Below are 6,950 nucleotides of genomic sequence, written 5' to 3' on the forward strand. Positions count from 1 at the left end.
ATATAAAGTAAAAAAGCACTGAAGCTTTACGATAATGCAGATGAGACCCGGAGTCATTCATCCGTTTTGGAAAAGATCAATCCCGGGAACTGAGAAACCTGTATTGTTCTTCTCCTATTCGAATATAAACCGTATCGTTACTCAATCGTTCCATGATATAATCCCTGCTTGCGCTTTCAGGAATTTTAAGGAATCTGAACCGGGCATTCCCCGAATTCAGGGTTTCAAAGCTGCTCACCTCCAAATTTCCAAAATTCACAGAATAAATTTCAACACCTTTATCCCCCAAATCCCCCAGTAGTTGAGTCGGTGCCATAATCCCTACTTCCAGGCCTTTAGTGAGATCGTCAAGTTGGTGATACCAACACGTAATCCTTATCCATTGATCCGTTTCAAAATGAAACTCCTGATAATCCCCGACGGTGCGAATCCATCGATTCTCAGTGTCAACTTTCTCGTACACATGCCGATTCACACTACATCCCAACAACGGTAATGTCAGAACCAGAACAAAGAGGCCAAGACTCAATTTATTCTTTCCCCTTTCCAAAACGATCCCGGACCTCATTCCCCAAGTATTGATTTCAAAACTACATCCTGGGGCAGGGCTTCAACCCGGGCTCCTTTGAAACCTGTCATGGATTCCGCCGCAAACAAGGCATTCCAGATCGCCTCTTCTGTTGCCTCAATAGCCGCCAGAAAAAAAGGAGACATATAATCGTTGTGAATGGTGTATGAGGTACTCAGCAGACTATCGGGTGAGTAGGCCACGGTGTTTTCCTTTGCCGTTGAAAGGGCAATTACATAATCCCCGCTCCCATTTGAGGCAATACCGCCTGTACGGGCAAGACCGAGCATACAGCGCTTGGCCAGGCGCTTTAAATTACGGGTGTCGAGGGGCGCATCTGTAATGACGATCATCATACAGGAACCGTCAGTGTCCTGTTTATAGCTGTTTGGGATCCGATCCAGAGCCTGGGCGAGGTTCTTCCCGTTAAGTGTAAGGATGCCCCCAAAATTAGCCTGGACCAGGACCCCAACAGTATAGCCCCCCACCTTTTTGGGCACTATTCGGGACGCGGTACCTATTCCCCCCTTAAACCCAAAAGCCACCGTGCCGGTACCGGCCCCAACATTCCCTTCGGCAACCGGACCGGAGGCCGCCTTTGAGATTGCCTCAAGTACATGTGCTTTTTGTATATGGCGCCCCCGTATGTCATTCAACCGCCCGTCATTCGTCTCGCCAACTACAGCATTCACGGAGCGCACCTCTTCATTTCCCTCCTGGCGGAGTGTATAGTCTATAAGGGCTTCCATGGCCACCGGGACACTCAGGGTATTAGTCAGCACAATGGGTGTTTCAAGGGTTCCCAACTCCTCTACCTGGCTGTATCCCGCGAGCTTACCGAAGCCGTTGCCGATATAGATTGCTGCAGGGACTTTTTGTTGAAAAAGATTTCCGGAATGGGGAAGGATGGCCGTAACCCCGGTTCTTATGGAATCCCCCAGGATGCGTGTAACCTGGCCCACCTCTACGCCGGGAACATCTGTAATCGCATTCATTTTCCCGGGCTGAAGGACCCCGAGCGATATCCCTGCCTCCCTAATTCTTTTCTGCTGACTGAAGCTATTATACGACATAAACAATCCTATAAGGAGAAACACTGAAAACCACTTCATCGATTTGAATAATTGTATGAGAAAGGTACTTAATCCATTTGGGATTTTCGCCCCTGGCCGGGACTTTACAGAAGTATGTGCTTTCAATTTGCAGAGTCGGGAAGTAACTTTATGTCCGGGTGGGAGGGGGCTCCTCCCCTAAATCTTTTTCATCCAAAACAATCGCACAAACAAAAGCACCAGGATAAAGAACCACCCAATCGGATAGGCGAGTATTAATATCCCCCAACTGCTCAAGAGCGCTGTCTCCACATCTATTCCGCTGAAATAATACCGCATCAACAGAGTGAGAACCCCAATAAATACCAGGGCTGCAGCAATGAGGTAATATTCGTATTGCGGATCCCGGTATTTGAAAGTGACGCCTGCGATCAGTGCACTGCCAAAGAGTACAGACAACGAGCCCCTAAGGGGTTCCAGTACTCCGAGAAAAACCAAAAGGAGTCCGGCATAAAACCCTATTTGAAGAATCCTCCCGGGATTGCGCTCTTCACCCATATTACAATTTACCGATTACAGATCCAATCTATTGGATTTCAACTACAGCCACCGCTTCAATTTCAATTAGCCATTCGGGCAGGGCCAAAGCCTCTACGCCGACAAGGGTGCTGGCAGGCATCTCCGAGTCGCCCAGAAGTTCTTTTCGAACGCTCCTGAAAACGTCGAGGGAATACGGCCCGTAATCCACAATATAGGTGTTCATTTTTACAACATCTTTCATGTTGGCTCCTGACCCCTTTAAAAGCCGTTCCATTTTTGAGAGGGCATCGCGCATCTGAGCTTCAAGATTCGCTCCCTCCCCTATTTGTCCGGAGACATAAATGGTTTTCGTGTTTCCCGAAGTTATCACTACTGCTTCGGAATACCCATTGTGGGTATCCACATAGGACTTCTCAAAAGATGGCATATCAGGGAGTCTTGAAAGGGGCTCCGAAGGTTCCTGCTTACAGGCCATTAGCCACAGTACAACCATCCCACTTAAAAAGGCTTGCTTCATAGATCTGACCATTTCAATGTAGTTTGCGTACTCAGAAGGTACGATTTTTCATCGATTGGCAAGTTGGTCAAAAATGTAAGACGAAGGGATTTGGTGGTTTGAATCCTTAAAATAACTGCTGATATCCTCAACCTGCTTAGGACTAAAGCTCAATTTCCGTTCACGCGATAGGTGATCCTGCGATTGGTGATAAGGGAAGTTGGAATAACAATAGTCACATCTGAGGTGTCGCAGAGTTTACTGGAATCTACGAACTCCATACTGCATAAAGAAGGAAGTGCAGTTCCCGCATTATCCATAAAACGCCCCAAAATGATATCGGTGGCAAGCCCCGAATTCAATGGAGAGTATGCAGGGGCCAGGTTAAAGGTAGTGGTCGTGCCATTGGCCGTATAAATAATGTCACCTGTGAGTTCGTCGTATTCAATACTATAGGGGTTGCTGCCTCCCAAAAATCCACCCAGATTTTGGGTATAAGTGGCCGGAAGTCCTGTGATCCCATCAATCACGCGGACTTGTACTCCCAGGTTATTGCCACTGATATGCCAAATACGAAAATTGCCGGCAGTCACAATATCCGCCGTATTTTCCTGATCCCGGTACTCAAAAGAAATAATAAAACTGGTAAAGTCGAAGATGCCCCCGGTATTGGGAACAACAACATCCAGTCCTACGCTACCCCCTGCCCCTGCACCAATACGTATCCCGCAATCGGTTTGGACGGCTATGGGATTTACGGAAGTCGCATTCGGGCCTGTAGTGGCGAGACCGAGATTTGTGGTATTGAAATCAAATCGGGAAACCACTGTATTTGGCGTACCATCATCGCAAACTTGATAGGTGAACGCGTCCGTACCGCTAAAACTGGGGTTTGGTGTATATAAAAAGCTGCCGTCCGGATTTAATGTGACAGTCCCCGATCCCGGACCGGAAACTGCAGTTGGATTCACGGTAAGCCCTGCCGGAGCATCCGGATCTGTATCATTGTTCAACAGCCCCTGGGCTGCAGCGACATTCAGAGGCGTATTCAAACCGGTGGTATAGTTATCATCTGAAGCTACAGGAGGTCCGTTTTGGGCGTACTCTTTCTGCATTCCAAGAAGGAATAACAGCCCAAACAGCAGGACCAGCCGCAACAGGCCTGTCTTTTTATAACCGGGTATCATAGGCTAAATGTACAGAGCAATGAAGGGAACCGGTAAACATTTGTTGTCAACCCCGCATTTTTAGTAGTAAACGGGCCTAATCTCCTATTTTGAAATTGCTTCGTCCGTAGTGGTTCTTTGTTTTTAATCTGAAGATCCGATTTCGTTTAAGAGTTCTTTAAAGATTTAGTACTTTCAAACACTGACTAATTCGAACTGTATTAAAATGAAAAACATCTTTTGTAAAGCAGGCCTCTTTCTGCTTATCCTGAGTCTTTTACCCCTGGCTGCTGAAGGTCAGAGAAGAAAAAAAACGAAAAACACGAGTTCATATTCCGAGGTTTTATACTCCTCGATGGAGTACCGTTTGGTAGGGCCATTTCGCGGAGGTCGGTCCGCAGCCGTTACCGGTGTTCCCGGAAAACCCAACCTGTTTTACTTCGGAGCTGCCGGAGGTGGGGTTTGGCGAACTATGGACGGTGGCCGTGCCTGGGAAAATATCTCAGATGGTTTTTTCGGGGGTAGTATCGGGGCGGTAGAAGTAGCCCAAAGCGACCCGAATGTACTCTATGTAGGAGGCGGTGAAAAGACCGTTCGGGGCAATGTATCCTCAGGCTATGGGGTATGGAAAAGTGTCGATGCCGGCAAAACCTGGCAGCAGGCAGGCCTTGAAAAAACACGGCATATCCCGCGTTTAAAAGTCCATCCGGATAACCCTGATATCGTATATGCAGCGGTTCTGGGTAATATCTACAAACCCACCGAAGCAAGGGGGGTTTACAAAAGCACAGACGGAGGTCAGTCGTGGCGGCAAGTGCTTTTTGTCAATGACCTGGCAGGGGCCGTAGACCTGACTCTGGATCCTACCAACCCGCGTATCTTGTATGCGAGTACCTGGAGGGTACAGCGAACCCCTTATAGCCTGAGTAGCGGTGGGGAGGGCTCCGCCCTTTGGAAATCCACAGACAGTGGGGAAACCTGGAAAGAAATCTCCGCCCATAAAGGTTTTCCCGAAGGTACCCTCGGGATTATCGGTGTCACGGTTTCCCCCGTAAATTCACAACGGGTTTGGGCCATTGTGGAAAATAAGGAAAAAGGGGGGCTGTACAGATCTGAGGACGGCGGTAAAACCTGGGCTCAGGTCAATAGCGAACGAAAATTGCGACAGCGCGCCTGGTATTACACCCGGCTTTATGCCGATACGCAGGACGAAGATGTAGTCTACGTCTTAAATGTGCGCTATCATAAATCCACAGATGGAGGGAAAACATTCAATACCTTCAATGCCCCCCATGGGGATCATCACGACCTGTGGATTGCGCCAGAGGACCCGAACCGGATGATCATCGGCGATGACGGGGGTGCCCAAATCTCCTATGATGGCGGCACTACCTGGAGCACCTATTACAACCAGCCGACGGCACAGTTTTATCGGGTGACAACGGACAATGCGCATCCGTACAGGATTTACGTCGCCCAACAGGATAATTCAACGATTCGAATCCGTCACAGATCGGACGGCAGGGCTATAGGTGACGAAGACTGGGAAGAGACTGCAGGTGGTGAGAGCGCGCATATCGCCGTGGACCCCCAGAATAACGATATTGTCTATGGCGGCAGCTACGGGGGCTTTCTTACCCGCGTAAATCACGATGCGGGAACTGTCCGCGCCGTCAACGTATGGCCGGACAATCCTATGGGTTACGGTGCCGAAGGGATGAAATACCGGTTTCAATGGAACTTTCCAATACTTTTTAGCCGCCATAACCCCAAAAAGCTCTACACTTTTTCGAACCATGTGCATATGAGCACCAATGAAGGGCAGAGCTGGGAGTTACTCTCACCCGATCTCACGCGAAACGATCCGGACAAACTGGTTTCAAGCGGGGGGCCTATCACACAGGATAATACAGGGGTTGAATACTATTGCACCATTTTTGCGGCAAATGAAAGCCCCATAAAAGAAGGATTGATGTGGGTAGGGAGTGATGACGGCCTGATTCATATCACCAAAGACGGGGGAGAGAACTGGGAAAATGTAACCCCCGAAGGGATGCCCGAGTGGAATATGATAAACAGTATTGAGCCTTCGGCCTTCGATGAAGGCACCTGCTATGTTGCAGCTACTCGTTACAAACTGGGTGATTTTACACCTTACCTCTACAAAACTGAGGATTATGGCAAATCATGGTCGCTGATCACAGACGGCATCCCCGAAGAACATTTTACACGGGTCGTCCGCGAGGATCCAAAACGGAAAGGTTTGTTATATGCTGGTACGGAAACGGGGATGTATATCTCTTTTGACGACGGGGCCTCCTGGAATCCCTTCCAGTTGAATTTGCCCATTGTTCCCATAACGGACCTTGCGATAAAGGATAATAACCTTATTGTTGCTACGCAGGGACGCAGCCTCTGGATACTGGATGATCTCACAGTCCTGCATCAACTGGAGGAAGCCAGTAAAAATTCTTCAGCCATCCTTTATAAGCCAAAGGATTCCTACCGGACAAAAGGCAGGGCCGCATCAACACCTTCACTGACGGCAGGGCAGAATCCGCCAAACGGTGTCGTTACACATTTCTATATGAAGGACTTTTCCGAAAAAGACAGTGTATCGCTGACCTATACAAGCATGGCCGGGGATACCCTTGCCAATTACAGCACTTTTGCGAAAGATAAAGACAAGAAGCTGGCTGTGGAAAAAGGAGGCAATACACACGTCTGGGATACGCGGGGCAAGGGAGCTGAAAGACTTGACGGAATGATCCTGTGGTGGGCCAACCTCGAGGGTGCCAAAGCCGTACCGGGGAGCTACAAAGTGCACCTGAATACGGGCGATAAAACGCTTACCCAGGATTTTAACATCATTCCGGACCCACGGGCGGAAGTGAGTGTTGCGGATATGCAGGCCCAATATGACTTCATTTCTGACGTGAATGGAACTGTAGACCGGGCCCATCAATCCATCAAAAAAATACGGGATGTAAACACCCAACTTGATGCCTTTATTGCCCAGTATGAAGGAAACGAAACCACGGCAGATCTGGTGGCCCGGGCTGAAAAAATGAAGGAAGGTTTCGGAGAGATTGAAAAAGCCTTATACCAGACACAGAATCGGAGTGGAC

The 6,950-nt window shown here is 48.7% G+C and carries 6 protein-coding genes; 1 reads left to right on the forward strand and 5 read right to left on the reverse strand.

The features are described 5' to 3' along the window. Positions 1-76: 76 nt before the first annotated feature. The 5 genes from WBV75_RS09325 to WBV75_RS09345 all read right to left on the reverse strand — a co-directional run bounded on the left by WBV75_RS09325 (position 77) and on the right by WBV75_RS09345 (position 3,843). Complete coding sequence (locus WBV75_RS09325; protein WP_424120353.1) at positions 77-463, reverse strand: hypothetical protein; 387 nt, start codon at positions 461-463, stop codon at positions 77-79. Between the two features lie 101 nt (positions 464-564). Then, entirely contained in the window at positions 565-1,641 is a 1,077-nt protein-coding gene (locus tag WBV75_RS09330; RefSeq protein WP_424120354.1) for a P1 family peptidase, read from the reverse strand. 177 nt (positions 1,642-1,818) lie between these two features. Continuing rightward, complete coding sequence (locus WBV75_RS09335; protein ID WP_424120355.1) at positions 1,819-2,178, reverse strand: hypothetical protein; 360 nt, start codon at positions 2,176-2,178, stop codon at positions 1,819-1,821. A gap of 28 nt (positions 2,179-2,206) precedes the next feature. Further along, positions 2,207-2,677: a RidA family protein gene (locus WBV75_RS09340; protein WP_424120356.1), complete on the reverse strand. Its 471-nt coding sequence runs from the start codon at positions 2,675-2,677 to the stop codon at positions 2,207-2,209. A 149-nt stretch (positions 2,678-2,826) separates the two neighbouring features. Then, positions 2,827-3,843: an Ig-like domain-containing protein gene (locus WBV75_RS09345; RefSeq protein WP_424120357.1), complete on the reverse strand. Its 1,017-nt coding sequence runs from the start codon at positions 3,841-3,843 to the stop codon at positions 2,827-2,829. 205 nt (positions 3,844-4,048) lie between these two features. Here WBV75_RS09345 and WBV75_RS09350 point away from each other — a divergent pair. After that, on the forward strand, positions 4,049-6,950 hold a 2,902-nt coding region (locus tag WBV75_RS09350), incomplete at its 3' end, for a WD40/YVTN/BNR-like repeat-containing protein (protein WP_424120358.1).

It is taken from the genome of Robiginitalea sp., assembly GCF_049588695.1.
Lineage (GTDB): Bacteria > Bacteroidota > Bacteroidia > Flavobacteriales > Flavobacteriaceae > Robiginitalea.

Bases quoted from the DNA above. Each gene is read 5' to 3' on its own strand.
- WBV75_RS09340 (WP_424120356.1), bottom strand. From the start codon at position 2,677: ATGAAGCAAGCCTTTTTAAGTGGGATGGTTGTACTGTGGCTAATGGCC.
- WBV75_RS09330 (WP_424120354.1), bottom strand. From the start codon at position 1,641: ATGTCGTATAATAGCTTCAGTCAGCAGAAAAGAATTAGGGAGGCAGGG.
- WBV75_RS09345 (WP_424120357.1), bottom strand. From the start codon at position 3,843: ATGATACCCGGTTATAAAAAGACAGGCCTGTTGCGGCTGGTCCTGCTG.
- WBV75_RS09335 (WP_424120355.1), bottom strand. From the start codon at position 2,178: ATGGGTGAAGAGCGCAATCCCGGGAGGATTCTTCAAATAGGGTTTTAT.